The following is a 23078-nucleotide window of genomic DNA, read 5'->3' as shown; positions in this document are numbered from 1 at the left end:
TTTCCATGGAGAAGGTCTATTTTAGAAATAGGCGAACGAAGGAGGGAAAATAATGGCAAAAGAAAAAATTCGTATCCGTTTAAAAGCTTATGATCACCGTATTCTTGATCAATCAGCTGAGAAAATTGTAGAAACAGCTAAGCGTTCTGGGGCAACAGTTTCTGGTCCGATCCCATTACCAACTGAGAAGACTATTTACACAATTCTTCGTGCTGTTCATAAGTACAAAGATTCTCGTGAGCAATTCGAAATGCGCACACACAAACGTTTAATCGATATCGTGAGTCCTACTCCACAAACAGTAGATTCATTAATGCGTTTAGACTTACCGTCTGGTGTAGATATCGAAATCAAACTATAATTCATATAACTTAAAAATGTAGGAGGTGTAACTCATGACCAAAGGAATCTTAGGAAGAAAGATCGGTATGACTCAAGTATTTGCTGAGAACGGTGAGTTAATCCCAGTAACAGTTATCGCTGCTAATCCAAACGTTGTTCTTCAAAAGAAAACAACTGAAACTGATGGCTACAATGCAATCCAGTTAGGATTTGAAGATAAACGTGAAAAGTTAACTAACAAACCTGAACAAGGCCACACTGCTAAAGCATCTACAACTCCTAAGCGCTTCATTCGCGAAATCCGCGATGCAGACGTGGACGGATTAGAGGTTGGTCAAGAGGTAAAAGTTGAAGTTTTCGCTGCAGGTGAAATCGTTGACGTAACAGGAATTTCTAAAGGTAAAGGTTTCCAAGGTGTTATCAAACGCCACGGACAATCTCGCGGACCTATGTCTCATGGTTCTCGCTATCACCGCCGTCCAGGTTCAATGGGCCCAGTTGCTCCGAACCGTGTATTCAAAGGCAAAAAACTTGCTGGACGTATGGGTGGAGACCAAGTTACTATCCAAAACTTAGAAATCGTTCAAGTTGACACTGAGCGCAACTTATTACTAGTAAAAGGTAACGTTCCAGGTGCTAAGAAATCTCTTGTAGTTGTTCAAGGCGCTGTGAAGGTTAGCAAATAATTCACAATAGGAAGGAGGAATTCCAATGCCAAAAGTTACTGTATATAACCAAACTGGTTCACAGGTTGGTGAAATCGAATTAGCTGAAGCTATTTTCGGTATCGAACCAAATGAAGCTGTACTTTTCGAAGCTGTAATGATGCAACGTGCATCTTTACGTCAAGGTACACACAAAGTAAAAACTCGTTCTGAAGTTCGTGGTGGTGGTCGTAAACCATGGCGTCAAAAAGGAACTGGACGTGCTCGTCAAGGGTCTATCCGCTCTCCTCAATGGCGTGGTGGTGGTACGGTATTCGGACCTACACCAAGAAGCTATGCGTACAAACTTCCTAAGAAGGTTCGTCGTTTAGCAATCAAATCTGCATTAGCTACTAAAGTAGTTGAGAACAACATTGTAGTTCTTGAAGACCTAGTGTTAAATGCACCAAAAACAAAAGACATGCTAGCAGTACTTAAAGGATTAACTGTTGAGAAGAAAGCTCTTATCGTAACTGCTGATGCAAACGAATCTGTAGAGTTATCTGCTCGCAATATCCCTGGAGTAACAGTAATCACTGCTGATGGCGTAAACGTTTTAGACGTGCTTCATCATGATAAGCTAATCATGACAAAAGCGGCAGTGGAAAAAGTAGAGGAGGTGCTTGCATAATGAGAGATCCTCGTGATATCATTAAGCGCCCAGTTATCACTGAACGTTCTATGGAAATGATGGCTGAAAAAAAATACACGTTCGATGTGGACGTTAAATCTAATAAAACAGAAGTTAAAGATGCTCTTGAAGCGATCTTTGGTGTTAAAGTAGAAAAAGTGAACATCATGAACTACAAGCCGAAAGCAAAACGCGTTGGTCGTCACGCTGGTTTTACTAGCCGTCGTCGTAAAGCAATCGTTAAGCTAACTGCTGACAGCAAAGAAATCGAAATCTTCCAAGGTGTTTAATTCTTACTAAAGAAGGAGGGAAATTGAGATGGGAATTAAAAAGTATAATCCAACTACTAACGGTCGTCGTAATATGACTACGAATGATTTCGCTGAAATCACGACTGACAGACCAGAAAAGTCATTACTTGCTCCTTTAAGCAAGAAGGCTGGTCGTAATAACCAAGGTAAAATTACTGTACGTCATCAAGGTGGCGGACATAAGCGTCAATACCGTATCATCGACTTTAAGCGTAACAAAGATGGAATTCCAGGACGCGTTGCTACGATCGAATACGATCCAAACCGCTCTGCGAATATCGCATTAATTAACTACGTTGACGGTGAAAAACGTTACATTCTTGCTCCTAAATCTTTAGAAGTAGGTATGGAAGTTATGTCTGGCCCAGAAGCTGACATCAAAATCGGTAACGCATTACCATTAATCAACATTCCAGTAGGTACTGTTGTTCATAATATCGAGCTTAAGCCTGGTCGTGGCGGACAATTAGTTCGTTCTGCTGGTACTTCTGCTCAAGTACTTGGTAAAGAAGGTAAATACGTACTTGTACGTTTAACTTCTGGTGAAGTACGTCTTGTATTATCTGCTTGTCGCGCTTCAATCGGTCAAGTAGGTAACGAACAGCATGAACTTATCAAAATCGGTAAAGCAGGTCGCTCTCGCTGGTTAGGTAAACGCCCAACAGTTCGTGGTTCTGTAATGAACCCGGTTGATCACCCACACGGTGGTGGTGAAGGACGTTCTCCAATCGGACGTAAGTCTCCAATGTCTCCATGGGGTAAACCAACTCTTGGATTCAAGACTCGTAAGAAAAACAAAGCGTCTGACAAATTCATCGTTCGTCGTCGTAAAAAATAATGGGATTGTAGTACGGTTCATTTCTAGAACCGTACGCCAATCACGAAGGGAGGCACCAAAATGGCTCGTAGCTTAAAAAAAGGACCATTTGTCGATGATCACTTAATGAACAAAATGGAAAAATTAGTTGCATCTGAGCAAAAACAAGTTGTTAAAACTTGGTCTCGCCGTTCAACAATCTTCCCTCAGTTCATCGGACACACAATCGCTGTATATGATGGTCGTAAACACGTACCTGTGTACATCACTGAGGATATGGTTGGCCATAAGTTAGGTGAATTCGCACCAACTCGTACGTATAAAGGTCACCTTGCTGACGATAAGAAAACTAGAAGATAATGAGAGGAGGCACTTCAATGCAAGCTAAAGCAGTAGCGAGAACAGTTCGTATTGCTCCTCGTAAAGTTCGTTTAGTAGTAGACTTAATCCGAGGTAAGCAAGTGGGTGAAGCGATTGCTATCCTTAACCACACACCAAAAACTGCTTCTCCAGTTGTAGAGAAAGTTTTAAAATCTGCAATCGCAAATGCAGAGCACAATTATGAGATGGATATTAACAACCTAGTTGTTGAAAAAGTTTTCGTTGACGAAGGTCCAACGTTGAAACGTTTCCGTCCACGTGCAATGGGTCGTGCAAGCCAAATTAACAAACGCACAAGCCACATTACAGTTGTGGTATCAGAAAAGAAGGAGGGATAATCGATGGGTCAAAAGGTTAATCCAATTGGTCTTCGTGTCGGCGTTATCCGTGACTGGGAATCTCGTTGGTTCGCAGAGAAAGATTATGCTACATTACTACATGAAGACATCAAAATCCGTGAGTACATTACTGTACGCTTAAAAGATTCTGCTGTTGCTAAAGTAGAAATCGAACGTGCAGCAAATCGTGTAAATGTTACAATTCACACTGCAAAACCTGGTATGGTAATTGGTAAAGGTGGTACTGAAGTTGAAGCACTTCGTAAAGCTCTTAACCAATTAACAGGCAAGCGTGTACACATCAACATTTTAGAAGTTAAGAGAGCTGATCTTAACGCTAAATTAGTAGGCGAAAACATCGCTCGTCAATTAGAAAACCGTGTATCATTCCGTCGTGCACAAAAGCAAGTTATTCAACGTGCTATGCGTGCAGGTGCTAAAGGTATTAAAACACAGGTTTCTGGTCGTCTTGGCGGAGCTGATATCGCTCGTGCAGAATCTTACAGTGAAGGAACTGTTCCACTTCATACACTTCGCGCTGATATTGACTATGCAGCAGTTGAAGCTGATACAACATACGGTAAATTAGGCGTAAAAGTATGGATCTACCGTGGAGAAGTCCTTCCTACAAAAAAGAAAGCTTCTGAGGAAGGAGGAAAATAATATGTTAATGCCAAAACGCGTAAAATATCGTAGAGAGCATCGTGGTAAAATGCGTGGTCGTGCAAAAGGTGGAACTGAAATTGCTTTCGGTGAATTCGGTTTACAAGCACAAGCTGCTTCATGGATTACAAACCGTCAAATCGAAGCTGCTCGTCGTGCAATGACTCGTTACATGAAACGTGGCGGTAAAGTATGGATTAAAATTTTCCCTTCTAAACCTTACACTGCAAAACCTCTAGAAGTACGTATGGGTTCCGGTAAAGGGGCACCAGAAGGCTGGGTAGCAGTAGTAAAACCTGGGAAAATTATGTTCGAAATCGCGGGTGTATCTGAAGAGGTAGCACGCGAAGCATTACGTCTTGCAGCTCACAAGTTACCTGTGAAATGTAAATTCGTAAAACGTGAAGAAAATGGTGGTGAATCTAATGAAAACTAATGATATTCGTGAATTAACCACTGCCGAAATCGAAACAAAAGTTAAAGCTTTAAAGGAAGAATTGTTCAATCTTCGCTTCCAACTTGCTACAGGACAATTAGAGAATCCAACTCGCATTCGTGAAGTGCGTAAAGCAATTGCTCGTATGAAAACTGTAGTTCGTGAAAGAGAGATCGGAATTAATCGATAAATTGAGGGGAGGTTTGCATAGTGAGCGAACGTAACCAACGCAAAGTTTATACTGGTCGTGTTGTGTCTGACAAAATGGACAAAACGATTACAGTTTTAGTTGAAACTTACAAAACTCATTCCTTGTACGGAAAACGTGTTAAGTATTCTAAGAAGTACAAAGCCCATGATGAGCAAAACCAAGCGAAACTTGGCGATATCGTTAAAATCATGGAAACTCGCCCGCTTTCTGCTACTAAGCGTTTCCGTTTAGTTGAAATCGTTGAAGAAGCGGTTATTATCTAAATAGACGAATCGGAATTTTTAGTCCGAAGGGAGGTTTCATAACATGATCCAACAAGAATCTCGTTTGAAAGTTGCTGACAACTCTGGTGCACGTGAACTTTTAACAATTAAAGTATTAGGCGGCTCTGGTCGTAAATATGCTAACATTGGTGACATTATCGTTGCTACGGTAAAACAAGCAACACCAGGTGGCGTTGTTAAAAAAGGTGACGTTGTTAAAGCAGTAGTGGTACGTACGAAGAGCGGAGCTCGTCGTCCGGACGGTTCTTATATCAAATTTGATGAAAACGCAGCGGTTATCATCAAAGACGATAAGAGCCCACGTGGTACTCGTATCTTCGGACCAGTAGCTCGTGAATTACGTGATAGCAACTTCATGAAGATCGTTTCTTTAGCTCCAGAAGTTCTATAATTTAAGGTATTGCCTTGCTAAGGAGGTGCAGAATTAAGATGCATGTAAAAAAAGGTGATAAAGTACAGGTAATCACTGGAAAAGACAAAGGAAAACAAGGCGTTATCCTTGTGGCTTTCCCAAAGCAAAACCGTGTTATCGTTGAGGGTGTTAACATCGTTAAAAAACACTCTAAGCCATCTCAATTAAATCCACAAGGTGGAATTATTACTAAAGAAGCACCTATTCACGTTTCTAACGTTATGGTTTTAGATCCGAAAACAGGTGAACCTACTCGCGTAGGCTTCAAAGTAGAAGATGGTAAAAAAGTTCGTATTGCAAAAAAATCTGGTGAATTATTAGATAAATAATTTTCTTAAGAAAGGAGGTCACTTCATTGAATCGCCTTAAAGAGAAGTTCCAAAAGGAAATTACTCCTGCTCTAGTGAGCAAGTTTAACTATAAATCTGTGATGGAAGTACCGAAAATCGAAAAGATCGTAATCAACACTGGTGTTGGTGACGCGGTATCTAACTCAAAAGCTTTAGACAATGCAGTAGAAGAATTAACACAAATCGCAGGTCAAAAACCTGTTGTAACTCGTGCTAAAAAATCAATCGCTGGTTTCCGTCTTCGTGAAGGTATGCCAATCGGTGCGAAAGTAACTTTACGCGGCGAGCAAATGTATGAGTTCTTCGACAAATTAGTATCAGTTTCTTTACCACGTGTACGTGATTTCCGTGGTGTTTCTAAGAAATCATTCGATGGTCGTGGGAACTACACATTAGGTGTTAAAGAGCAACTTATCTTCCCTGAGATCGATTATGATAAAGTAAGCAAAGTCCGCGGTATGGACATCGTAATCGTTACTACAGCGAAAACTGATGAAGAAGCTCGTGAACTTTTAACACAATTCGGTATGCCATTCCAAAAATAATGGAAACCAACGCTAAGTAGAGGAGGCGAAAACGTGGCTAAAAAATCTATGATAGCGAAACAAAAGCGTACTCCTAAGTTTAAAGTACAAGAGTATACACGTTGCGAACGCTGCGGTCGTCCGCATTCTGTATACCGCAAATTTAAGCTTTGCCGTATTTGTTTCCGTGAACTTGCATATAAAGGTCAAATTCCTGGTGTTAAAAAAGCTAGTTGGTAAAACCCACAAATGGGAAGGAGGTAAAACACATGGTGATGACAGATCCAATTGCAGACATGCTTACTCGCATCCGTAATGCGAACATGGTACGTCATGAGAAATTAGAGGTTCCTGCTTCTAAAATCAAAAAAGAGATCGCTGAACTTTTAAAACGTGAAGGTTTCATTCGTGATGTAGAATACATCGAGGATAACAAACAAGGTATCCTTCGTATTTTCCTGAAATATGGTGCAAACAATGAACGTGTAATCACTGGATTAAAACGTATCAGTAAACCTGGCTTACGCGTTTACGCTAAAGCTGATGAAGTACCACGTGTACTTAACGGATTAGGTATCGCTCTTGTTTCTACATCTAAGGGAGTAATGACAGACAAAGACGCTCGTCAATTACAAACTGGTGGAGAAGTAGTAGCATACGTTTGGTAATATATATTTAAAACGAACGGAGGTGTGACCACATGTCTCGTATTGGTAAAAAGATTCTTGAAATCCCTGCAGGTGTTACTATTACAATTGCAGAAGACAATACTGTAGCAGTAAAAGGCCCTAAAGGTGAATTAACTCGTAAATTCAATGCTGATATGTCTATCAAAATTGAAGAAAATACACTAACAGTTGAGCGTCCATCTGAACAGAAGGAACACCGTGCATTACACGGTACAACTCGTGCTTTAATCGGAAACATGGTTGAAGGTGTAACTACAGGTTTCGCACGCGGACTTGAATTAGTCGGTGTTGGTTACCGTGCTCAAAAACAAGGAGATAAACTTGTATTAAGCGTAGGTTATTCTCATCCAGTAGAAATGACTCCGGAAGCAGGTCTTGAAGTTGAAGTACCTGTACCAACTAAAATCGTAATCAAAGGTATCGACAAGCAACGTGTTGGCGAATTTGCTGCTAACATCCGTGCTGTACGTGCTCCTGAGCCTTATAAAGGTAAAGGTATTCGTTACGAAGGCGAAGTTGTTCGTCGTAAAGAAGGTAAAACTGCTAAGTAAACCCGTTAGGTGAGAGAAAGGAGTGACAAGAATGATCACTAAAGCTGATAAAAATGCGACTCGTAAGAAAAGACATGCACGTGTACGTGCTAAACTTACTGGTACTGCAGAACGTCCACGTTTAAACGTGTTCCGTTCTAACCAACATATTTACGCTCAAGTTATTGATGATGTAAATGGTGTAACGTTAGTAAGTGCATCTACTCTTGATAAAGACCTTGCTCTTAACGGTACTAGCAATACTGAAGCTGCTACGAAAGTAGGAGAATCAGTTGCTAAGCGTGCTGTAGAGAAAGGCGTTAAAGAAGTAGTATTCGATCGCGGTGGTTACTTATACCATGGCCGTGTTAAAGCTCTAGCTGAGGCTGCTCGTGAGGCTGGATTACAATTTTAATGGTCAAAGGAGGGAAAATTGATGCATCGCATTGACCCAAGTAAATTAGAACTTGAAGAACGTGTAGTTACGATAAATCGTGTCGCGAAAGTTGTTAAGGGTGGTCGTCGTTTCCGCTTTGCTGCACTAGTTGTAGTTGGCGATAAAAACGGTCATGTTGGATTCGGTACTGGTAAAGCACAAGAGGTACCAGACGCAATCCGCAAAGCTATCGAAGACGCTAAGAAAAACTTAATCGCTGTACCATTAGTTGGTACAACAATTCCACACACAATCAACGGTCATTTTGGAGCTGGTGAAGTATTCTTAAAACCTGCTGCTGAAGGTACTGGTGTTATTGCTGGTGGACCTGTTCGTGCGGTACTTGAATTAGCTGGTGTACAAGATATTCTTTCGAAATCTCTTGGTTCTAACACACCAATCAACATGATTCGCGCTACTGTGAACGGATTAAGCGAACTTAAGCGCGCTGAAGATGTTGCAAAATTACGCGGTAAATCTGTAGAAGAGCTACTAGGTTAAGGAGGGAAAACAAATGGCGAAAAAGTTAGAAATTACCCTCACTCGTAGTGTAATTGGTCGTCCACAAGATCAACGTGCGACGGTAGAAGCTTTAGGTCTTAAAAAGTTGAATTCAACTGTAGTTAAGGAAGAAACTCCTGCTATTCTTGGTATGATCAACAAAGTTTCTCACCTTATAACTGTAACAGAAGCTTAAGGATAACTCATTAATATAAGGAGGTGCCTGGGAATGAAACTTCATGAATTAAAACCTGCAGAAGGTTCTCGTAAAGTACGTAACCGTGTCGGTCGTGGTATCGGTTCTGGTAACGGTAAAACTGCTGGTAAAGGTCATAAAGGACAAAACGCACGTTCTGGTGGCGGTGTTCGTCTTGGCTTCGAAGGTGGTCAAACTCCATTATTCCGTCGTTTACCAAAACGCGGCTTCACAAACATTAACCGTAAAGAGTTTACTATTGTAAACTTATCAACGTTAAATCGTTTTGAAGATGGTACAGAAGTAACACCTGAATTATTGCTGGAAACTGGCGTTATCAGCAAGTTAAACGACGGTGTTAAAATTCTTGCAAGCGGCGCAGTAGAGAAAAAATTAACTGTTAAAGCGCACAAGTTCTCTTCAAGTGCTAAAGAAGCAATTGAAGCAGCTGGCGGATCAGTTGAGGTGATCTAATGTTTCGTACAATCTCCAACTTTATGCGCGTTGCTGAGATAAGACGTAAAATATTATTCACTTTAGCGATGTTAATCGTATTCAGAATTGGCACGTTTATCCCAGTGCCATTTACAAATGGAGACGTACTGAAAGCACAAGATCAATTAAATGCCTTAGGTATCCTAAATACATTTGGCGGTGGCGCCTTGAAAAACTTCTCCATCTTCGCGATGGGAATCATGCCGTATATTACAGCATCCATCATCGTGCAATTATTGCAGATGGATGTTGTTCCTAAATTTTCGGAATGGTCGAAGCAAGGTGAAATGGGCCGTCGTAAACTAACGCAATTCACGCGTTACTTTACAATTGTTCTTGCGTTTATTCAGGGGTTTGGTATGTCAATTGGTTTTAACGGTATGGTAGGTGGGCAATTAATTTTGAATCCTGGTTGGAGCACTTATTTATACATTGCTACGGTACTGACTGCTGGTACTGCATTTTTAATGTGGTTAGGTGAACAGATTACAGCTAAAGGTGTAGGTAATGGTATTTCCATCCTTATCTTTGGCGGTATTGCCGCAGCGATCCCAAGTGTTATATCTCAAGTGTATCAACAACAGTTTCAAAATATCGGAGATCAATTGTTCATGAGTATCGTTAAAGTTGCATTGATCTTACTAGCTGTGCTAGCGGTTATTGTTGGTGTTATTTTCATTCAACAGGCTGTTAGAAAGATCCCAATTCAATATGCGAAGCGTGTAACAGGAGGGAATGGGAATCATGCTGGAGCACAAAACACACATTTACCCCTTAAGGTAAATAGTGCGGGTGTTATTCCAGTCATTTTTGCTGTTTCATTCTTAATTACGCCTCCAACTATTGCACAGTTCTTCCCGAATCATGATGTATCGCAGTGGATCATTGCAAACTTTAACTATTCTCACCCAGTGGGAATGATCATATATGTTGCGCTCATTGTAGCCTTCACATATTTCTATGCGTTTGTTCAGGTTAATCCAGAGCAAATGTCAGAGAATCTAAACAAACAAGGTGGATATGTTCCAGGTATTCGTCCGGGTAAGAATACGGAACAATATCTAACAAAAATCTTGTATCGTTTGACCTTTGTAGGATCAATTTTCCTAGCAGCGATTGCAATCTTACCAGTTATCTTTACGAAATTGGGAAATCTTCCTCCATCTGCACAGATTGGTGGAACGAGTATGTTAATCGTTGTCGGCGTTGCTTTAGAAACAATGAAGCAGCTAGAAAGTCAACTGGTAAAACGCCATTACAAAGGGTTTATCAAGCAATGAGTAAGTGGGAAGAATTGTCTTCCCTACATGCTCATGTACTCTGAGGGGGAACAAGGATGAACTTAATTTTAATGGGGCTTCCTGGTGCTGGTAAAGGTACACAAGCCGAACAGATTGTTGCCAAGTATAACATCCCTCACATTTCAACAGGAGATATGTTCCGTGCAGCTATGAAGGCTGAAACTGAAATGGGTCTACAAGCAAAATCTTTTATTGATAAAGGTGCACTTGTTCCAGATGAAGTTACAATCGGAATCGTTCGTGAACGTTTAAGTCAAGAAGACTGCGTAAGAGGTTTCTTACTAGACGGTTTCCCACGAACTGTTGCACAAGCATCAGCTCTTGAAGAGATTATGAAAGATCTTGGTAAAAAAATCGACTATGTTTTAAACATTAATGTGGATTCAGGGTTGTTATTAACACGCCTTACAGGCCGTCGCATTTGTAAAGAGTGCGGTGCGACTTACCACTTAGAATTCAATCCACCAGCAAAAGCTGATGTGTGCGATAAATGTGGTGGCGAATTATATCAACGCTCTGATGACAATGAAGAAACTGTGGCAAATCGTTTAGATGTAAATATTAAGCAAACAAAACCTTTGCTTGATTTCTACGAGGAGCTTGGTTACTTACAAAGCATTAATGGTGAGCAAGATATCAATAAAGTATTTGCTGATATCGATGTTCTCATCGGAGGCTTAGCGTAATGATCATCTGCAAAACTCCTCGCGAGATAGAAATCATGCGAGAAGCTGGCAGGATCGTTGCTTTAACTCATCAAGAGTTGAAACAGCATATTACTCCAGGAATTACAACGAAAGAGCTCGATCAAATAGCGGAAAAGACGATTCAAAAATATGGTGCTACGCCATCTTTTAAAGGATACAACGGATTTCCGGGGAGCATATGTGCTTCTGTAAATGAAGAGCTTGTACACGGAATTCCAGGGAAGCGCAAGCTCGAAGAGGGCGATATCATCAGTATCGATATTGGTGCGAAATACAATGGGTACCATGGAGATTCTGCATGGACGTATCCAGTTGGAAACATTTCTGAATCTGTTCAAAAGCTACTTGATGTCACAGAAAAATCGTTGTATCTTGGTCTAGAACAAGTAAAACCAGGCGAAAGATTATCAAATATCTCACATGCGGTTCAAACCCATGCTGAAGAGAATGGGTTCTCGATCGTTAGGGAGTATGTTGGTCACGGAATCGGGCAAGACTTACATGAGGACCCTCAAATCCCGCACTATGGTCCACCAAATAGAGGCCCTAGATTAAAGCCGGGAATGGTCATCTGTGTCGAGCCGATGGTGAATCAAGGAAGACGATATGTAAAAACACTATCTGATGACTGGACAGTGGTAACGGTAGATGGTAAATGGTGTGCACACTTTGAGCACACGATTGCTCTTACAGAAGCAGGATACGAAATCCTTACCACTTTATAAGTAGCTGGCTCTCCGGGATTTCAGAGCAGTGTAAAATGTTACTGATTTGAAGAAGGGAGAACTATTGAATGGCTAAAGATGATGTAATTGAAGTCGAAGGTACCGTTCTTGAAACGTTGCCAAATGCTATGTTCAAAGTAGAATTAGAGAATGGGCATGTCGTATTGGCTCACGTTTCTGGTAAAATCCGTATGAACTTCATTCGTATTTTACCAGGAGACAAAGTTACGGTAGAATTATCTCCGTACGATTTAAATCGTGGTCGTATTACGTACCGTTTTAAATAATATAGCACTCCGTAATCTTTAAGGAGGTTCGAGACATGAAAGTAAGACCGTCAGTTAAACCAATCTGCGAAAAATGTAAAGTTATTCGTAGACGTGGAAAAGTAATGGTTATTTGTGAAAACCCTAAACATAAACAAAAACAAGGTTAATCAGAAGGAGGTGCATTCAGAATGGCACGTATCGCAGGTGTAGATATTCCTCGAGACAAACGCGTTGTTATTTCTTTAACTTACGTATTCGGCATTGGTCGCACAACTGCTGAAAAAATTCTAACTGAAGCTGGTATTTCTTCAGAAACACGAGTTCGTGATTTAACGGAAGACGAACTAGGACGTATCCGTGATATCATCGATCGTATTAAAGTTGAGGGAGACCTTCGTCGTGAAGTATCTCTTAACATTAAACGTCTAATGGAGATCGGTTCTTACCGTGGTCTTCGTCACCGTCGTGGTTTACCAGTTCGTGGTCAAAACTCTAAAAACAATGCTCGTACACGTAAAGGTCCACGTCGTACAGTAGCAAATAAAAAGAAATAATAAGTAAAGGAGGTTGAACTAACAATGGCACGTAAAACAAACACTCGTAAAAAACGTGTGAAAAAGAATATTGAAGCTGGTATAGCTCATATTCGTTCTACTTTCAACAACACAATCGTAACACTTACAGATACTCATGGTAACGCACTTTCTTGGTCTAGTGCTGGTGCACTTGGTTTCCGTGGATCTCGTAAGTCTACTCCATTCGCTGCGCAAATGGCTGCTGAAGCTGCTGCTAAAGTTGCAATGGAGCACGGTTTAAAAACTTTAGAGGTTACTGTTAAAGGTCCTGGTGCTGGTCGTGAAGCTGCAATTCGTGCTCTTCAAGCTGCAGGTCTAGAAGTAACAGCAATTAGAGATGTTACTCCAGTTCCTCATAATGGATGTCGTCCACCAAAACGTCGTCGTGTGTAATTTTTCTGTATAGAATTTTCCCTTTTGTCTATAATGGATATGATGCATTATCGAGAAATTTCGTACAGAAACATCGCTTGTTGTGCACAATCGGGAACTGCCTAAGGGGGACTTTCGGTTAGACAGGGGGTATCCCTTTGTTTAACCGGGGTTTCGACGTTTTGAAGGAGGGTTTAGTTAATGATTGAAATCGAAAAGCCGAAAATCGAAACGGTTGAACTTAACGAAGATGCTAAATATGGTAAATTCGTAATTGAACCGCTTGAGCGTGGATATGGTACTACTTTGGGTAACTCCTTACGTCGTATTCTTTTATCCTCACTCCCTGGTGCCGCTGTTACTGCTATCCAAATCGATGGCGTATTACATGAATTTTCAACAGTTGAGGGCGTAGTAGAAGACGTTACGACGATCATCTTAAACTTGAAAAAGTTAGCTCTTAAAATCTACTCTGAAGAAGAGAAGACGTTGGAAATTGATGTGCAGGGCGAAGGTATTGTCACAGCTGCTGATATTACTCATGATAGTGATGTAGAAATCTTAAATCCAGATTTACACATTGCAACGTTAGCAAAAAATGCGCATTTCCGCATGCGTTTAACTGCAAAGCGTGGCCGTGGGTATACGCCAGCTGATGCAAATAAAAGCGAAGATCAACCAATAGGAGTAATTCCTATTGATTCTATTTATACTCCAGTATCACGTGTGACTTACCAAGTGGAAAAGACACGTGTCGGACAAGTGGCTAATTATGATAAGCTTACGCTTGATGTATGGACGGATGGAAGCATCGGGCCAAAAGAAGCTATCTCTTTAGGTGCCAAAATCTTAACTGAGCATTTAAATATCTTTGTTGGTTTAACTGATGAAGCACAAAATGCTGAGATTATGGTCGAGAAGGAAGAAGATCAAAAAGAGAAAGTTCTTGAGATGACTATCGAAGAACTAGATCTTTCTGTTCGTTCTTATAATTGCCTAAAACGTGCAGGAATTAATACTGTACAAGAGCTTGCGAACAAAACAGAAGAAGATATGATGAAAGTTCGTAACTTAGGACGTAAATCCTTAGAAGAAGTTAAACATAAGCTTGAGGAATTAGGTTTAGGTTTACGTAAAGACGACTGAGGATTTAAACCCATCAACAAAGGAGGGAACTACGAATGGCATACAGAAAATTAGGCCGTACAAGTGCGCAACGTAAAGCTATGTTACGTGATTTAGCTACTGATTTAATTATCAACGAGCGCATCCAAACGACAGAAACTCGTGCAAAAGAACTTCGTTCTGTAGTGGAAAAAATGATCACTTTAGGTAAACGCGGAGATCTTCACGCTCGTCGTCAAGCAGCAGCTTTCATTCGCAATGAAGTAGCTAACGCTGAGACTGGTCAAGATGCACTTCAAAAATTATTCGCTGATGTAGCTCCACGCTATGCTGAGCGCCAAGGCGGATACACTCGTATTGCAAAAATTGGTCCACGTCGCGGAGACGCAGCACCAATGGTAATTATCGAGTTAGTATAATGATAATTAAAAGGGCAGGACAGTTCTTTTCAAGAAACTGGTCATGGCCCTTTTTTTTAAATATAAAAATAGGCTAACTTGGCGAAGGAAAGGGTGCCTTGTATTGAAAAAAGAGAAACTTCGGACAGAAAATATATCATTTCAATATCCTGGGGCAGCCACTTATGCATTAAAAGATGTTTCATTTGCCTTGTATGAGGGAGAATGGGTATCTGTTATTGGACAAAACGGTTCAGGGAAGTCTACACTTGCAAAATTATTGAATGGTTTGTTTTTGCCGGAAACAGGGACTATTACAGTAAATGATACAATGGTTTTATCAGAGGAAACGGTATGGGATGTTCGAAAACAAATTGGGATGGTATTTCAAAATCCAGACAATCAATTTGTTGGAACGACAGTGCAAGACGACGTTGTTTTTGGCTTAGAGAATATCGGAATGCCAAGAGAGCAAATGGTAGAAAGATTAAATCAGGCTCTCAAACTTGTCCGTATGGAAGATTTTCTTAATGATGAACCTCATTCGTTATCTGGTGGGCAAAAGCAGCGAGTGGCAATAGCAGGCGTTTTAGCACTTCAGCCATCTATTTTGATATTAGATGAAGCAACGTCAATGTTAGATCCTCAAGGGAGACGTGAAGTAGTAGAAACGGTTAGACAACTTGTTAATCAAAAAGGTATTACCGTGTTATCAATTACGCACGATTTAGAAGAAGCGGCACAATCAGATCGTGTCATTATTTTAAACAAGGGAGAAATATTAGAGGAAGGGACTCCAAAGCAAATCTTCAAGTCCTCTCATATGCTCCAGGAAATTGGATTAGATGTACCATTTTCAGTGAAAATAGCAGAATTATTAAAAAGAAATGAAATTCTCTTGCAAAATACGCATCTTACAATGGAAAGCTTGGTGAACGAACTTTGGAGATTACATTCCAAAAAGTAGAACATCGTTATCAATATAAAACTCCATTTGAAAGACGCGCACTTTATGATGTAGACGTGTCGTTTCCAAGTGGGGGCTATTATGCCATTATCGGTCATACTGGTTCAGGTAAGTCGACGATGATTCAACATTTAAATGGTTTATTGCAGCCGACGAATGGCATAGTTCAAATTGGTGAACATTTCATTTCGGCAGGAAAGAAAGAAAAAAAGCTAAAGCCACTACGTAAAAAGGTAGGGGTTGTCTTTCAATTCCCAGAACATCAGTTGTTTGAAGAGACTGTGGAGAAGGATATTTGTTTCGGCCCTACTAATTTTGGGGTATCTGTAGAAGAAGCGAAGCAAAAGGCAAGAGAGGCAATTGAACTTGTAGGGTTAGAGCCAGAACTGTTAACACGTTCACCGTTTGAGTTAAGTGGTGGGCAAATGAGGCGTGTTGCGATAGCGGGTGTATTGGCGATGGAACCCGAAGTGCTTGTATTAGATGAACCTACAGCAGGACTAGATCCAAAAGGGCAGAATGAACTTATGGAGATGTTTTATAAGCTGCATAAGGAAAAAGGTCTTACAGTTATCCTAGTAACACATAATATGGAGGATGCTGCTAAGTATGCGGAGCAGATTGTAGTCATGCATAAAGGAACGGTCTTTTTGCAAGGAAGTGCAGAGGAAGTATTTTCACATGCTGATGAACTAGAGAAAATTGGCGTGGATCTTCCTATGTCTTTAAAGTATAAACGTGCAATTGAAGAGAAGTTTGGCATTTCAATCCCAAAGGCTACCTTATCTTTAGAGGATCTTACTCATGAAGTTGTGCAGGTGTTACGAAAAGGTGGTCATGAATCATGCAGCAGTTGATTATTGGAAGATATATTCCAGGGAAGTCTCTTATTCATCAACTTGATCCACGTACGAAGCTGCTGATTGTCTTTTTATATGTATTTGTTGTTTTCTTAGCAAATAATGCGATTTCATATGGATTTTTATTTTTATATGCACTCATTGCTTTATTTTTTGCAAAAGTGCCGATTCGTTATGTACTTTCGGGCTTAAAACCAATTCTATGGATTTTTCTTTTTACATTTTTCCTGCATATTTTTACAAATAAAGAAGGGGAAGTACTATTCCAGCTTGGTTGGTTTTCGATACATGAAAAAGGATTAGAGCAAGGGATATACATTTCTATACGATTCTTCGTTATTATTTTAATGACGACATTATTAACGTTAACGACGACACCTATTGAGATTACAGATGGTTTGGAGACGTTATTAAAGCCGTTGAAACGTATAAAAGTTCCTGTTCATGAAATCGCATTAATGATGTCAATTTCTCTTCGTTTTATTCCAACATTAATGGATGAAACGAGTAAAATAATGAAGGCACAATCTTCACGCGGTATTGATTTCGCAGGAGGACCGATAAAAGATAGGATGAAAGCTATTATTTCACTACTCGTTCCTCTATTTATCAGTGCTTTTAAGCGTGCTGAGGACTTAGCAATTGCTATGGAAGCACGTGGGTATCAAAATGGTGAAGGACGTACTAAATTTAGGCAACTACGCTGGAAAACAAGTGATACAGTAACGATAATAAGCTTACTTTGTTTAGCTTGTATTTTGGCATGGGTGCGATCGTAATGGAGAATAGAGAAATGGATAGAATAAAATGTACGGTTGCATATGATGGCATGCATTTTTGTGGTTATCAAATTCAGCCGCAGCATCGTACTGTTCAACAAGAGATTGAGAAAGCTTTGCAGAAATTGCATAAAGGAGCGCTTGTTCGTGTTCAGGCATCGGGCAGAACGGATTCTACCGTTCACGCTAAAGGACAAGTCATACACTTTGATACACCGTTGTCGCTTGAAGAGTGGCAATGGAGTAATGCATTAAACACAATGTTGCCAGATGATATTGTTATCAGACAGGTAGAGAAAAAAACAGAAGAATTTCATGCGCGTTACGGTGTCGAGAGAAAAGAATATCGTTATCGTGTATTATTATCAAAGACTGCGGATGTATTCCGTAGAAATTACGTATATCAATATCCATATCCGCTCGAAATAAGCTCTATAAGAAAGGCGATTCCTTATTTTATTGGAACGCATGATTTCACTTCTTTTTGTTCGGCAAAAACTGACAAAAAAGATAAGGTGCGAACGATTTATGAAATTGAGTTAATTGAGCAAGGCGATGAATTAATTTTTCGTTTTGTAGGTAATGGATTTTTATATAATATGGTCAGAATTATTGTTGGTACGTTACTTAGCGTAGGGCAAGGAAAGCTTGATCCTGATAGCATTCCAGAGATTTTAGCGAAACAAAATCGTCAGTTTGCTGGAAAGATGGCTCCAGGTCATGGACTTTACTTATGGCAGGTAAACTATAACAACTAATCCTGGTGTAACATTTGCTTGACATTAGAAACTCAAAAGTATATCATAACATATGGTATTGTTTCTAAAACCACGATTAGCCCCGGAAGGAAATCGTGTTTAAGATAAACAATAGATTTTTTCTATGGAAAAGATAACGAGGAGGGAAACACATGCGTACGACTTTTATGGCAAAAGCTAACGAAGTTGAGCGTAAATGGTATGTGGTTGATGCTGAAGGTCAAACTTTAGGTCGCCTATCTACTGAAGTAGCATCTATTTTACGCGGTAAAAACAAACCTACATTTACACCACACGTTGACACGGGTGATCATGTAATTATTATTAACGCTGAAAAAATTCATTTAACAGGTAATAAATTAAACGATAAAATTTACTACCGTCACACTAACCACCCAGGTGGACTTAAACAAAGAACAGCTCTAGAAATGCGTACAAACTACCCTGTACAAATGTTAGAGCTTGCAATTAAAGGGATGCTTCCAAAAGGACGTTTAGGACGTCAAGTATCTAAGAAATTAAACGTGTATGCTGGAGCAGAGCATCCACACCAAGCACAAAAACCAGAAGTTTACGAACTTCGCGGATAATCAATTAAAGGAGGGCTTACTTTGGCACAGGTTCAATACTATGGCACTGGACGTCGTAAGAGTTCAGTAGCGCGCGTACGCCTAGTTCCAGGCGAAGGACGCGTTATCATTAACGGTCGTGATTTTGAAAACTATATCCCATTTGCTGCATTACGTGAAGTAGTGAAACAACCTCTAGTTGCAACAGAAACTTTAGGTAACTACGATGTACTTGTAAACGTAAATGGTGGTGGATACACTGGTCAAGCTGGTGCTATTCGTCACGGTATTTCTCGCGCTTTATTAAAAGCTGATCCAGAATACCGTCTAACACTAAAACGTGCAGGTCTATTAACTCGTGACGCACGTATGAAAGAGCGTAAAAAATACGGTCTTAAAGGCGCACGTCGTGCACCTCAGTTCTCAAAACGTTAATTTTTGCGAACTACAAACCCCAACCATTTTGGTTGGGGTTTTTTTATGTTTCATTCCTCTTTTGTAATTTTTGTAGTTTGGAATATTTTAGTGCTATTCTCTCGCGTATGCTTCTTCTTTAGAAGTTTAGACTAATACGTATTAGGGAGGTTTATAAGTACTATGAATGTCATTGTCAGCTTACAAGAAAAACAAAAAGAAAAGCAGTTGAAATATGAACGGAAGATGCTGCGAGAATTATCATTAAAAACATTACGTTCAAATATTAGGGATGCCTTTCAGATGCAGGAACTTCATCGTCAGTATGAAGATTACTGTATTGAATTAGGGATAGAATCGTATTTATTAGGAGCGAGATACAGTAAGTTTGGTTATTATGGTGAATCATTCTTTGATGTGAAATATAGAGCCTTAGAAGAAGAGCAACAATTAACGGAAACACTATTCCAATTTTTAACGAGCATGACTATGCGGGAAATTAAGTTACAAGATGAGGAATTACTTTTTGAATCTTGCCAGCAGTTTATCGGCTTATGGTGGCAGGAAGGATATGAAAAAGGTGAAAGAAGATATCGATTAAAGCTTCATTAAGACAAGCATAAACTTTCCTCTTGTCCCATATAAGTAATTAGAGGGACTAGCTGGAGGAGGAAAGGTATGAAGAGAATTCGAATTATCTCTTTTGCACTCGCTGCGGTTGTTTTGTTTTTTTTAGTCAAACAAGAATTTCAAATTACAAAATCGTGGCGAGCTTGGAATTTACCCTTATCAGGGAAAGTGATTGTATTAGATGCTGGGCATGGTGGGCCAGACGGAGGGGCTGTTGGTGGAAAAGATATTATAGAAAAAGATATTACGCTTGAAATTACAAAGAAGGTACAAGATTATTTACAAGAACAAGGTGCACTAGTTATTTTAACACGTGAGGGAGATTATGATTTAGCTCAGAAAGATACAAAATCATATAGTAGACGTAAAGCAGAGGATTTAAAAAAGCGTGTAGAGATTATTAATAAGCCTGATGTAGACTTTTTTGCGAGTATTCATTTAAATGCTTTAACTAGTAGTGGATCGAAAGGCGCACAAACGTTCTACTATCGTTCTTCGGTTGAAAATGAACGTGCTGCGAAATTTATACAAGCTGAATTGAGAACGAGTTTAGAGAATACGAATCGTTCTGCTAAAACAATTTCTCATGTGTATTTATTGAAGTATGCGAAAACACCAGGTGCTCTAATTGAAGCTGGCTTTTTATCGAATGTAAACGAAAGGTATATGTTAAATTCGGAGAAATATCAGCAAAAGGTAGCGGCTGCAGTATATCGTGGTATATTACGTTATTTCACGGAAAAAGGGAATCCTCCAGAATAAGGAGGATTTTTTGAATTTCTCTCGTTAACGAAGTTTTCCGAAAATATGTTATACTGGAAATGTAAACGCATTTATTTCAAAAATAAAGAGAGATAAATTTAATTAACATTACGTTATTTTTCATACAGGGGGCTGGGCTAACTATGGTAACGAAAGAGCAAGTAGTGGAAGCGTTAGAAGGGATTGTAGATCCGTTTTTACATAAAACGTTAAAAGAAACAGGTGCAATTAAAGAGGTAACAGTTAAGCCTGAGAAGGAACATGTAAGTGTTAAAATTGCAATTGTAAAAACCGGTACAGCGGAACAAATGCAATTGCAATCTGGAATTGTAAAATTAGTAAAAGAACTAGGAGCAGCAACAGTAGGGCTTCGCTTTGCAGAATTTACAGAAGAGGAATTAGCTCAGTTTGCACCGGAACAGGAAGAAGAGCAAACTGAATCTTTATTGTCACCAAATTCAAAAACAACATTTTTAGCAGTGGCGAGTGGAAAAGGTGGAGTCGGAAAATCAACAGTTTCTGTTAACCTTGCTATTGCTTTAGCTCGTCTAGGTAAAAAGGTTGGTATCATTGATGCTGATATTTATGGTTTTAGCGTACCGGATATGATGGGGATAGAAAAACGTCCTGTTGTAAGAGGAGATAGAATCATTCCGGTGGAGCGTCTAGGTGTAAAGGTAATTTCAATGGGATTCTTTGTAGAAGATAATGCACCGGTTATTTGGAGAGGCCCTATGCTTGGGAAAATGTTAAATCACTTCTTTACAGAAGTAGAGTGGGGCGATTTAGACTATTTAGTTTTAGATTTACCACCGGGTACAGGTGATGTTGCGCTAGACTTACACTCAATGTTGCCAGCTTGTAAAGAGATTATTGTAACAACGCCACATCCAACAGCGGCATTTGTGGCAGCGCGTGCTGGAGCCATGGCTTTACGTACAGAACATAGTATTCTTGGTGTTGTTGAAAATATGGCGTATTTTGAAAGTAAAACAACTGGTGAAAAAGAATATGTGTTTGGAAGAGGTGGAGGAGATAAATTAGCTACAGAACTTCAAACAGAAGTACTTGGCCGAATCCCGCTTCAACAACCTGATTGGAATAAAGATGACTTTGCGCCTTCAGTATATGAAGATACACATACGACGGGTCTTATTTATCGTACGATAGCTGAGACAGTAATTGATAAAATAGCTGTCGCGCAAAAATAAAATAATAATGAGTGGACGATACATATCTTGTCCACTCATTATTATAATTATTATTTTTACTGTTGCTCCTTTTTACCGTCTTGGGAACCACCTTCACCGCCTGCTTCTTTTTTATCAGATCCACTTTTTTCGGCCTTTTGTACACCTTTACTAATAATATCAATCATCTTAGCTTGGAAGAGTGGGCTTTCAGCAGTTTCTGTTAGTACTTGTTGTAAATATTGGCGGTATTCTTTGCTCTTCATTGTTTGTAACATTATTTTTTCTACTTCAGGGTTTTTCATAATTTCTATAACGCCTGCTTGGTATTCAGGGTCTTTTAGTAATGTTTTCATTAAGGTTGTTTGTTCTTTCCCCATACTTTTAGCGAATTTCGATGAGAACTCAGGGTCTTTAAAGAGCTTTTCCCAGAATTGTTGCCCTTTGTCGGATACCATTGCATCTTCAATCGTTTTCTTTACTACTGTTTCATCTAGTATGAGTGCTTGTTTCATTTTTTCATCAGTTAACACATCTTGAATGGCTTTCTTACCTTGATCGGTTTTTAAAATATCAACAATCATTTTCTTCGTTTGATCATAATCAAGTTCGGACTTTGCTTCTTTTCCTTGTGCACATGCTACAAGTACAAGAAATAGAAAAGAAGAAGTCAAAACGAGCAGCATCCGTTTCATAAGTTGGAACTCCTTTCAACACAGTTCTCTCTTTTTAATATAAATATCTTTAAGGAATTTATACATGAACATGGCTAGCTTTTTGAAATTGTCATTGATACAATTTAATTAGAAATATAAGGATAATGGGGGATGTGTTGTGAATAGCCGCAAGTGGGTACGCCTGTTTTTTACGACGTTGTTTCTAGGTGGGATTAGCACGGTCATTATTGGGTTTGTTTTGGAGTGGGACAAGTACGCTAAATTTTTTCAAAATTTCGACGGAAAGGAGATTTTAGCAGTTTCCTTCTGGTTGATGGGTGTAGGATTTATTTTTAGTGTTATAAGTCAAATGGGGTTCTTTGCCTATTTAACAATCCATCGTTTTGGACTGGGGATGTTCAGGTCACCTTCTTTATGGAATGCAGTCCAGCTCTTCTTTATTGCATTCGTTTTATTTGATTTCGTGTATTTAAGATCCGTATTGATTGCAAATGGGGAAGTTTCGTTAGGGAATAACATACTTGTTGCAGGTGTATTATTTTTGTTTGGGGCGATTGTTGCTTACATAAAAAGTAAAGAAACGAATAGAAAGGCATTTGTGCCCGCTTTGTTCTTTATGGTTGTTGTAACAATTCTTGAGTGGGTACCAGCGCTTCGTATTAATGACACAGATTGGTTGTATTTAATGGTGATACCACTTTTATTATGTAATGCATATCAGTTACTTATTTTACATCGTTTAATTGGAA

The 23078-nt window shown here is 39.5% G+C and carries 41 protein-coding genes (1 of these 41 only partly in view); 40 read left to right on the top strand and 1 reads right to left on the bottom strand.

All coding sequences use genetic code 11. From position 1 onward, the window contains the following. Window positions 1-52 precede the first annotated feature (52 nt). From rpsJ to QCI46_RS26605, 39 genes are all read left to right on the top strand, one after another. Window positions 53-361, top strand: a complete 309-nt coding sequence (gene rpsJ / locus QCI46_RS26795) for a 30S ribosomal protein S10 (protein WP_001040595.1) — start codon at window positions 53-55, stop codon at window positions 359-361. Between the two features lie 34 nt (window positions 362-395). Beyond that, on the top strand, window positions 396-1028 hold the full coding sequence (rplC, locus tag QCI46_RS26790) for a 50S ribosomal protein L3 (protein ID WP_000160209.1): 633 nt from the start codon (window positions 396-398) through the stop codon (window positions 1026-1028). Between the two features lie 25 nt (window positions 1029-1053). Further along, on the top strand, window positions 1054-1677 hold the full coding sequence (gene rplD, locus QCI46_RS26785; protein ID WP_001127258.1) for a 50S ribosomal protein L4: 624 nt from the start codon (window positions 1054-1056) through the stop codon (window positions 1675-1677). Then, entirely contained in the window at window positions 1677-1967 is a 291-nt protein-coding gene (gene rplW, locus QCI46_RS26780; RefSeq protein ID WP_001205558.1) for a 50S ribosomal protein L23, read from the top strand. The genes rplD and rplW overlap by 1 nt, the downstream gene beginning before the upstream one ends. Window positions 1968-1995: 28 nt before the next feature. Further along, complete coding sequence (gene rplB, locus QCI46_RS26775) at window positions 1996-2826, top strand: 50S ribosomal protein L2 (RefSeq protein WP_000511583.1); 831 nt, start codon at window positions 1996-1998, stop codon at window positions 2824-2826. A 60-nt stretch (window positions 2827-2886) separates the two neighbouring features. Next, window positions 2887-3165 (top strand): 30S ribosomal protein S19, encoded by a 279-nt coding sequence (rpsS, locus tag QCI46_RS26770; protein WP_000124452.1) that lies wholly within the window; start codon window positions 2887-2889, stop codon window positions 3163-3165. Window positions 3166-3182: 17 nt separating this feature from the next. Beyond that, complete coding sequence (gene rplV / locus QCI46_RS26765; RefSeq protein WP_001148024.1) at window positions 3183-3524, top strand: 50S ribosomal protein L22; 342 nt, start codon at window positions 3183-3185, stop codon at window positions 3522-3524. Between the two features lie 3 nt (window positions 3525-3527). Further along, window positions 3528-4187 carry a 30S ribosomal protein S3 gene (gene rpsC, locus QCI46_RS26760; protein ID WP_000529958.1) on the top strand — a complete coding sequence of 220 codons (660 nt, stop codon included), beginning with the start codon at window positions 3528-3530 and terminating at the stop codon, window positions 4185-4187. A 1-nt stretch (window position 4188) separates the two neighbouring features. Beyond that, on the top strand, window positions 4189-4623 hold the full coding sequence (gene rplP / locus QCI46_RS26755; protein ID WP_000928969.1) for a 50S ribosomal protein L16: 435 nt from the start codon (window positions 4189-4191) through the stop codon (window positions 4621-4623). Further along, window positions 4613-4813: a 50S ribosomal protein L29 gene (rpmC, locus tag QCI46_RS26750; RefSeq protein WP_000855718.1), complete on the top strand. Its 201-nt coding sequence runs from the start codon at window positions 4613-4615 to the stop codon at window positions 4811-4813. Before rplP ends, rpmC begins: the two co-directional genes overlap by 11 nt. 20 nt (window positions 4814-4833) lie before the next feature. Beyond that, the gene (gene rpsQ / locus QCI46_RS26745) at window positions 4834-5097 is read left to right on the top strand and encodes a 30S ribosomal protein S17 (RefSeq protein ID WP_000004106.1); all 264 of its coding nucleotides are present in this window, start codon (window positions 4834-4836) and stop codon (window positions 5095-5097) included. 43 nt (window positions 5098-5140) lie between these two features. Further along, window positions 5141-5509 (top strand): 50S ribosomal protein L14, encoded by a 369-nt coding sequence (gene rplN, locus QCI46_RS26740; protein WP_000615912.1) that lies wholly within the window; start codon window positions 5141-5143, stop codon window positions 5507-5509. 38 nt (window positions 5510-5547) lie between these two features. Further along, entirely contained in the window at window positions 5548-5859 is a 312-nt protein-coding gene (gene rplX / locus QCI46_RS26735; protein ID WP_000558201.1) for a 50S ribosomal protein L24, read from the top strand. 26 nt (window positions 5860-5885) lie between these two features. Next, window positions 5886-6425, top strand: a complete 540-nt coding sequence (rplE, locus tag QCI46_RS26730) for a 50S ribosomal protein L5 (protein ID WP_001080829.1) — start codon at window positions 5886-5888, stop codon at window positions 6423-6425. Window positions 6426-6458: 33 nt separating this feature from the next. After that, complete coding sequence (gene rpsN, locus QCI46_RS26725; protein WP_001085700.1) at window positions 6459-6644, top strand: 30S ribosomal protein S14; 186 nt, start codon at window positions 6459-6461, stop codon at window positions 6642-6644. 29 nt (window positions 6645-6673) lie between these two features. Next, window positions 6674-7072, top strand: a complete 399-nt coding sequence (gene rpsH / locus QCI46_RS26720) for a 30S ribosomal protein S8 (protein WP_000245511.1) — start codon at window positions 6674-6676, stop codon at window positions 7070-7072. Between the two features lie 32 nt (window positions 7073-7104). Continuing rightward, the gene (gene rplF, locus QCI46_RS26715) at window positions 7105-7644 is read left to right on the top strand and encodes a 50S ribosomal protein L6 (RefSeq protein ID WP_000086550.1); all 540 of its coding nucleotides are present in this window, start codon (window positions 7105-7107) and stop codon (window positions 7642-7644) included. 31 nt (window positions 7645-7675) lie between these two features. Beyond that, the gene (rplR, locus tag QCI46_RS26710) at window positions 7676-8038 is read left to right on the top strand and encodes a 50S ribosomal protein L18 (RefSeq protein WP_000628818.1); all 363 of its coding nucleotides are present in this window, start codon (window positions 7676-7678) and stop codon (window positions 8036-8038) included. 21 nt (window positions 8039-8059) lie between these two features. Continuing rightward, complete coding sequence (gene rpsE, locus QCI46_RS26705) at window positions 8060-8560, top strand: 30S ribosomal protein S5 (RefSeq protein WP_000554646.1); 501 nt, start codon at window positions 8060-8062, stop codon at window positions 8558-8560. 13 nt (window positions 8561-8573) lie between these two features. After that, entirely contained in the window at window positions 8574-8756 is a 183-nt protein-coding gene (gene rpmD / locus QCI46_RS26700) for a 50S ribosomal protein L30 (protein WP_001085232.1), read from the top strand. Between the two features lie 33 nt (window positions 8757-8789). Beyond that, complete coding sequence (gene rplO / locus QCI46_RS26695; RefSeq protein WP_000766083.1) at window positions 8790-9230, top strand: 50S ribosomal protein L15; 441 nt, start codon at window positions 8790-8792, stop codon at window positions 9228-9230. Continuing rightward, window positions 9230-10531, top strand: coding sequence for a preprotein translocase subunit SecY (secY, locus tag QCI46_RS26690; RefSeq protein WP_000490119.1), 1302 nt, complete (start codon window positions 9230-9232; stop codon window positions 10529-10531). The genes rplO and secY overlap by 1 nt, the downstream gene beginning before the upstream one ends. Window positions 10532-10587: 56 nt before the next feature. Continuing rightward, window positions 10588-11238, top strand: coding sequence for an adenylate kinase (locus QCI46_RS26685; RefSeq protein WP_001048998.1), 651 nt, complete (start codon window positions 10588-10590; stop codon window positions 11236-11238). Next, window positions 11238-11984, top strand: a complete 747-nt coding sequence (gene map / locus QCI46_RS26680; protein WP_000582534.1) for a type I methionyl aminopeptidase — start codon at window positions 11238-11240, stop codon at window positions 11982-11984. Before QCI46_RS26685 ends, map begins: the two co-directional genes overlap by 1 nt. A 68-nt stretch (window positions 11985-12052) precedes the next feature. Beyond that, window positions 12053-12271, top strand: coding sequence for a translation initiation factor IF-1 (gene infA / locus QCI46_RS26675; RefSeq protein WP_001029884.1), 219 nt, complete (start codon window positions 12053-12055; stop codon window positions 12269-12271). Between the two features lie 35 nt (window positions 12272-12306). Then, on the top strand, window positions 12307-12420 hold the full coding sequence (rpmJ, locus tag QCI46_RS26670) for a 50S ribosomal protein L36 (protein ID WP_000868344.1): 114 nt from the start codon (window positions 12307-12309) through the stop codon (window positions 12418-12420). Between the two features lie 21 nt (window positions 12421-12441). Continuing rightward, window positions 12442-12807, top strand: coding sequence for a 30S ribosomal protein S13 (gene rpsM / locus QCI46_RS26665; RefSeq protein WP_000090790.1), 366 nt, complete (start codon window positions 12442-12444; stop codon window positions 12805-12807). 24 nt (window positions 12808-12831) lie between these two features. After that, a complete protein-coding gene (rpsK, locus tag QCI46_RS26660; protein ID WP_000101797.1) occupies window positions 12832-13221 on the top strand; it encodes a 30S ribosomal protein S11 in 390 nt (129 codons plus the stop codon). 180 nt (window positions 13222-13401) lie between these two features. After that, a complete protein-coding gene (locus QCI46_RS26655) occupies window positions 13402-14346 on the top strand; it encodes a DNA-directed RNA polymerase subunit alpha (protein WP_000569644.1) in 945 nt (314 codons plus the stop codon). Window positions 14347-14381: 35 nt separating this feature from the next. Continuing rightward, entirely contained in the window at window positions 14382-14744 is a 363-nt protein-coding gene (gene rplQ, locus QCI46_RS26650; protein WP_000331490.1) for a 50S ribosomal protein L17, read from the top strand. A 103-nt stretch (window positions 14745-14847) separates the two neighbouring features. Further along, window positions 14848-15690 (top strand): energy-coupling factor ABC transporter ATP-binding protein, encoded by an 843-nt coding sequence (locus tag QCI46_RS26645; protein ID WP_353841797.1) that lies wholly within the window; start codon window positions 14848-14850, stop codon window positions 15688-15690. Then, window positions 15666-16547, top strand: coding sequence for an energy-coupling factor ABC transporter ATP-binding protein (locus QCI46_RS26640; RefSeq protein WP_353841796.1), 882 nt, complete (start codon window positions 15666-15668; stop codon window positions 16545-16547). Before QCI46_RS26645 ends, QCI46_RS26640 begins: the two co-directional genes overlap by 25 nt. Next, entirely contained in the window at window positions 16535-17329 is a 795-nt protein-coding gene (locus tag QCI46_RS26635; RefSeq protein WP_087983922.1) for an energy-coupling factor transporter transmembrane component T family protein, read from the top strand. Before QCI46_RS26640 ends, QCI46_RS26635 begins: the two co-directional genes overlap by 13 nt. Window positions 17330-17343: 14 nt before the next feature. Continuing rightward, the gene (gene truA / locus QCI46_RS26630) at window positions 17344-18087 is read left to right on the top strand and encodes a tRNA pseudouridine(38-40) synthase TruA (protein WP_088061486.1); all 744 of its coding nucleotides are present in this window, start codon (window positions 17344-17346) and stop codon (window positions 18085-18087) included. Window positions 18088-18239: 152 nt separating this feature from the next. Beyond that, window positions 18240-18677 (top strand): 50S ribosomal protein L13, encoded by a 438-nt coding sequence (rplM, locus tag QCI46_RS26625; RefSeq protein ID WP_001260795.1) that lies wholly within the window; start codon window positions 18240-18242, stop codon window positions 18675-18677. 21 nt (window positions 18678-18698) lie between these two features. Then, window positions 18699-19091, top strand: coding sequence for a 30S ribosomal protein S9 (rpsI, locus tag QCI46_RS26620; protein ID WP_000079986.1), 393 nt, complete (start codon window positions 18699-18701; stop codon window positions 19089-19091). A gap of 162 nt (window positions 19092-19253) precedes the next feature. Beyond that, entirely contained in the window at window positions 19254-19682 is a 429-nt protein-coding gene (locus QCI46_RS26615; RefSeq protein ID WP_001101006.1) for a YbaK family protein, read from the top strand. Window positions 19683-19748: 66 nt separating this feature from the next. Beyond that, on the top strand, window positions 19749-20462 hold the full coding sequence (cwlD, locus tag QCI46_RS26610; protein ID WP_000822446.1) for an N-acetylmuramoyl-L-alanine amidase CwlD: 714 nt from the start codon (window positions 19749-19751) through the stop codon (window positions 20460-20462). A 143-nt stretch (window positions 20463-20605) separates the two neighbouring features. Further along, window positions 20606-21673 carry an Mrp/NBP35 family ATP-binding protein gene (locus QCI46_RS26605; protein ID WP_000256609.1) on the top strand — a complete coding sequence of 356 codons (1068 nt, stop codon included), beginning with the start codon at window positions 20606-20608 and terminating at the stop codon, window positions 21671-21673. Between the two features lie 56 nt (window positions 21674-21729). Here the strand turns inward: QCI46_RS26605 and gerD are convergent, their stop codons facing one another. After that, a complete protein-coding gene (gerD, locus tag QCI46_RS26600; RefSeq protein ID WP_087983920.1) occupies window positions 21730-22347 on the bottom strand; it encodes a spore germination protein GerD in 618 nt (205 codons plus the stop codon). Window positions 22348-22486: 139 nt separating this feature from the next. Between gerD and kbaA the strand changes: the two genes are divergently transcribed. Beyond that, window positions 22487-23078 carry the 5' portion of a KinB signaling pathway activation protein KbaA gene (kbaA, locus tag QCI46_RS26595; protein ID WP_353841795.1) on the top strand. 20 nt of this gene lie beyond the right edge of the window, so the window shows 592 of its 612 coding nt (coding positions 1-592); it begins with the start codon at window positions 22487-22489; the stop codon falls past the right edge of the window.

Origin of the sequence: Bacillus cereus group sp. RP32 (genome assembly GCF_040459735.1) — a bacterium.
Lineage (GTDB): Bacteria > Bacillota > Bacilli > Bacillales > Bacillaceae_G > Bacillus_A > Bacillus_A wiedmannii.
Note: the sequence above shows the minus strand (reverse complement) of the source record. Positions and strands in the feature narration are given on the sequence as shown.

Excerpts from the sequence above, each read along its gene's own strand:
- rpsE (WP_000554646.1), top strand. The coding sequence starts at position 8,060 with ATGCATCGCATTGACCCAAGTAAATTAGAACTTGAAGAACGTGTAGTT.
- infA (WP_001029884.1), top strand. The coding sequence starts at position 12,053 with ATGGCTAAAGATGATGTAATTGAAGTCGAAGGTACCGTTCTTGAAACG.
- rplO (WP_000766083.1), top strand. The coding sequence starts at position 8,790 with ATGAAACTTCATGAATTAAAACCTGCAGAAGGTTCTCGTAAAGTACGT.
- QCI46_RS26655 (WP_000569644.1), top strand. The coding sequence starts at position 13,402 with ATGATTGAAATCGAAAAGCCGAAAATCGAAACGGTTGAACTTAACGAA.
- rplR (WP_000628818.1), top strand. The coding sequence starts at position 7,676 with ATGATCACTAAAGCTGATAAAAATGCGACTCGTAAGAAAAGACATGCA.
- rplM (WP_001260795.1), top strand. The coding sequence starts at position 18,240 with ATGCGTACGACTTTTATGGCAAAAGCTAACGAAGTTGAGCGTAAATGG.
- rpsS (WP_000124452.1), top strand. The coding sequence starts at position 2,887 with ATGGCTCGTAGCTTAAAAAAAGGACCATTTGTCGATGATCACTTAATG.
- rplW (WP_001205558.1), top strand. The coding sequence starts at position 1,677 with ATGAGAGATCCTCGTGATATCATTAAGCGCCCAGTTATCACTGAACGT.
- QCI46_RS26605 (WP_000256609.1), top strand. The coding sequence starts at position 20,606 with ATGGTAACGAAAGAGCAAGTAGTGGAAGCGTTAGAAGGGATTGTAGAT.
- rplV (WP_001148024.1), top strand. The coding sequence starts at position 3,183 with ATGCAAGCTAAAGCAGTAGCGAGAACAGTTCGTATTGCTCCTCGTAAA.
- rplX (WP_000558201.1), top strand. The coding sequence starts at position 5,548 with ATGCATGTAAAAAAAGGTGATAAAGTACAGGTAATCACTGGAAAAGAC.
- rplC (WP_000160209.1), top strand. The coding sequence starts at position 396 with ATGACCAAAGGAATCTTAGGAAGAAAGATCGGTATGACTCAAGTATTT.
- rpsJ (WP_001040595.1), top strand. The coding sequence starts at position 53 with ATGGCAAAAGAAAAAATTCGTATCCGTTTAAAAGCTTATGATCACCGT.
- rplP (WP_000928969.1), top strand. The coding sequence starts at position 4,189 with ATGTTAATGCCAAAACGCGTAAAATATCGTAGAGAGCATCGTGGTAAA.
- rpsC (WP_000529958.1), top strand. The coding sequence starts at position 3,528 with ATGGGTCAAAAGGTTAATCCAATTGGTCTTCGTGTCGGCGTTATCCGT.
- rplN (WP_000615912.1), top strand. The coding sequence starts at position 5,141 with ATGATCCAACAAGAATCTCGTTTGAAAGTTGCTGACAACTCTGGTGCA.
- cwlD (WP_000822446.1), top strand. The coding sequence starts at position 19,749 with ATGAAGAGAATTCGAATTATCTCTTTTGCACTCGCTGCGGTTGTTTTG.
- rpsH (WP_000245511.1), top strand. The coding sequence starts at position 6,674 with ATGGTGATGACAGATCCAATTGCAGACATGCTTACTCGCATCCGTAAT.
- map (WP_000582534.1), top strand. The coding sequence starts at position 11,238 with ATGATCATCTGCAAAACTCCTCGCGAGATAGAAATCATGCGAGAAGCT.
- gerD (WP_087983920.1), bottom strand. The coding sequence starts at position 22,347 with ATGAAACGGATGCTGCTCGTTTTGACTTCTTCTTTTCTATTTCTTGTA.
- QCI46_RS26635 (WP_087983922.1), top strand. The coding sequence starts at position 16,535 with ATGCAGCAGTTGATTATTGGAAGATATATTCCAGGGAAGTCTCTTATT.
- rplF (WP_000086550.1), top strand. The coding sequence starts at position 7,105 with ATGTCTCGTATTGGTAAAAAGATTCTTGAAATCCCTGCAGGTGTTACT.
- rpsK (WP_000101797.1), top strand. The coding sequence starts at position 12,832 with ATGGCACGTAAAACAAACACTCGTAAAAAACGTGTGAAAAAGAATATT.
- rplD (WP_001127258.1), top strand. The coding sequence starts at position 1,054 with ATGCCAAAAGTTACTGTATATAACCAAACTGGTTCACAGGTTGGTGAA.
- rpmC (WP_000855718.1), top strand. The coding sequence starts at position 4,613 with ATGAAAACTAATGATATTCGTGAATTAACCACTGCCGAAATCGAAACA.
- rplQ (WP_000331490.1), top strand. The coding sequence starts at position 14,382 with ATGGCATACAGAAAATTAGGCCGTACAAGTGCGCAACGTAAAGCTATG.
- QCI46_RS26615 (WP_001101006.1), top strand. The coding sequence starts at position 19,254 with ATGAATGTCATTGTCAGCTTACAAGAAAAACAAAAAGAAAAGCAGTTG.
- rplB (WP_000511583.1), top strand. The coding sequence starts at position 1,996 with ATGGGAATTAAAAAGTATAATCCAACTACTAACGGTCGTCGTAATATG.
- rpmD (WP_001085232.1), top strand. The coding sequence starts at position 8,574 with ATGGCGAAAAAGTTAGAAATTACCCTCACTCGTAGTGTAATTGGTCGT.
- secY (WP_000490119.1), top strand. The coding sequence starts at position 9,230 with ATGTTTCGTACAATCTCCAACTTTATGCGCGTTGCTGAGATAAGACGT.
- rpsM (WP_000090790.1), top strand. The coding sequence starts at position 12,442 with ATGGCACGTATCGCAGGTGTAGATATTCCTCGAGACAAACGCGTTGTT.
- QCI46_RS26685 (WP_001048998.1), top strand. The coding sequence starts at position 10,588 with ATGAACTTAATTTTAATGGGGCTTCCTGGTGCTGGTAAAGGTACACAA.
- truA (WP_088061486.1), top strand. The coding sequence starts at position 17,344 with ATGGATAGAATAAAATGTACGGTTGCATATGATGGCATGCATTTTTGT.
- rpmJ (WP_000868344.1), top strand. The coding sequence starts at position 12,307 with ATGAAAGTAAGACCGTCAGTTAAACCAATCTGCGAAAAATGTAAAGTT.